Source organism: Streptomyces glaucescens, from assembly GCF_002154375.1.
Taxonomy (GTDB): Bacteria; Actinomycetota; Actinomycetes; order Streptomycetales; family Streptomycetaceae; genus Streptomyces; species Streptomyces glaucescens.
Window position 1 is genome coordinate 1 of sequence record NZ_MUND01000805.1, and the last position, 2185, is coordinate 2185.

The 2185-nt window shown below is 73.8% G+C and carries 3 protein-coding genes; 2 read left to right on the top strand and 1 reads right to left on the bottom strand.

The window, feature by feature from the left end; genetic code table 11:
* Together CCN42_RS37630 and CCN42_RS37635 are read left to right on the top strand one after the other, a co-directional pair.
* Positions 1-791 (top strand): metallophosphoesterase (locus CCN42_RS37630; RefSeq protein ID WP_143662165.1); only part of this gene is annotated, 791 nt, incomplete at its 5' end.
* Positions 792-930: 139 nt separating this feature from the next.
* Positions 931-1335 (top strand): ATP-binding protein, encoded by a 405-nt coding sequence (locus CCN42_RS37635; protein ID WP_086741755.1) that lies wholly within the window; start codon positions 931-933, stop codon positions 1333-1335.
* Between the two features lie 31 nt (positions 1336-1366).
* Here CCN42_RS37635 and CCN42_RS37640 read toward each other — a convergent pair whose 3' ends face one another.
* Positions 1367-2110, bottom strand: coding sequence for a TetR/AcrR family transcriptional regulator (locus CCN42_RS37640; protein ID WP_386580859.1), 744 nt, complete (start codon positions 2108-2110; stop codon positions 1367-1369).
* Positions 2111-2185 lie beyond the last annotated feature (75 nt).

The window sequence follows — 2185 nt, forward strand, 5'->3', positions numbered from 1 at the left end:
CCGGTGCCGCCGCCGCGGCGGCCGTCGGCACGGTCGGCTACGGCTCCTACGGCGTGCTGCGCGGCCCGCAGGTGAAGCGGGTCACCGTCCCGCTCGCCAAGCTCCCGCGCGGGGCACACGGCTTCCGGATCGCGGTGGTCAGCGACATCCACCTGGGCCCGGTGCTCGGCCGCGGCTTCGCCCAGAAGGTGGTCGACACGATCAACTCGACCCAGCCCGACCTGATCGCGGTCGTCGGCGACCTCGTCGACGGCAGCGTGAAGGACCTCGGGCCCGCGGCGGCCCCCCTGGCCCAGCTGAAGGCCCGTCACGGGGCCTACTTCGTCACCGGCAACCACGAGTACTTCTCCGGCGCCGAGCAGTGGGTCGAGGAGGTACGGCGGCTGGGCCTGCGCCCGCTGGAGAACGACCGGACGGAGCTGCCCTTCTTCGACCTCGCGGGCGTCAACGACGTGGCGGGCGAGGACGAGGGGCAGGGCCCCGACTTCGGCAAGGCACTCGGTGACCGGGACACCGCACGCGCGTGCGTGCTGCTCGCCCACCAGCCGGTGCAGATCCACGACGCCGTCGAGCACGGCGTCGACCTTCAGCTCTCCGGCCACACCCACGGCGGCCAGCTCTGGCCCGGCAGCCTCCTCGCGTCCGCCGCCAACCCCACCGTGGCGGGCCTGGAACGGTACGGCGACACACAGCTGTACGTCAGCCGGGGCGCGGGCGCGTGGGGGCCGCCGACCCGGGTGGGGGCGCCCTCGGACATCACCGTGGTGGAGCTGGCGTCCCGCCAGGCGTGAACGGTGCACCCCGCACGAACCGTGGCCTGATCTCGATGTCCGGCTCACCCGCCGTACCGCCGCATCCGCCCAACCGGCACCAGGCGGCCGCTCGGCACCGCACCATGTGTCTCAGGTGTGTGGGGGGTGAGGAGCAGCAGTGATGAGGCGCTACGCGTTCCGGCTGCCCCGGCACCCGGGGTCCGTCGGTCTCGCCCGGCGCCGGGTACGGGACCACCTGGCCGCCTGGGGGCACGGCCCGGACGATCCGGCGCTCGGCGACGCCGCGCTGCTGGTGTCCGAACTCGCCACCAACGCGCTGCGCCACGGCGCCCGCGCGGAGAGCGAGTTCGAGGTCGCGGTCACCGCGCTGGCCGACGGCTCCTGTCTCCTGGAGGTCTCCGACGAGGGCCGGGCGGCCCCCCGGATGCGGACGCCGGAGTCCTGGGAGGAGAGCGGCCGGGGCCTGCACCTGGTGGAGCACCTCGCCGCCGCGTGGGGCGTGTGGAGCCGGGGCGGCCACGGGAAGACCGTGTGGGCCCTGATCGCCCCCGCCCGCCCCTGAGAAGGAGCCGGTGTGCGCGGGCGTGCGCCGGTCAGGAACCCGCCGTCTTGCGGCCGGGGTCGGGGAGCGCCCGGGTCATGCCCGGCAGGAAGTCGGTGAACAGCTCGTGCACCTCCCGCACCAGCGGGCGCAGCACCCGGAACCGGGCCAGCGACACGCCCCGCGCGGTGAGCCGGGCGCCGCGCTCGGCGAGCCGGTAGCTGCGCTCCCGGCCCTCGGTGCGGTCGAAGATCCAGTACAGGCAGAGGCCCATCTGCGACAGCCACATCAGCTCGGGCAGGATGTCCCGCAGCTCCTCGGGCACCTTGGTCTTGGTCGCCCCCGCCAGCACGTCCCGGTGGACGCTGATGGCCTCCTCGCGCGCGTGCTCCGACTCGGGGGAGAACGGGCTGAGCGGGCTGTCCGGGTCGGCGGCGTTCTTGAAGAACTGCACCGCGAACTCGTGGTACGGCGAGGCCACGTCCAGCCAGGCCTTCAGCACGCCCGCCAGACGCGCCTCCAGGTCGCTCTCCCGGGCCAGGATCTCCCGGACCGCCGCCTGGTGATCGGCGGCGATCCGGTCGTAGAAGCCCTGGATCAGGTGCTCCTTGCCGGCGAAGTAGTAGTAGGCGTTGCCGACCGAGACCCCGGCCTCCTGGGCGATGGCCCGCATGGTCGTCTTGTCGTAGCCGCGCTCCTGGAACAGCCGCATGGCCGTCTCCAGGATCAGCGCACGGGTCTGCTCGGACTTGCTGGGCGGGTCGCCCGCACCGGGGGTGTCGTTCATCGCAGGCACGGTAGGAGCCTAGTCAGTGCGCGAGCGGCCTATGGACCGGTGGGGCAGGCCCCGCCGGTCCATAGGCCGCTCGCG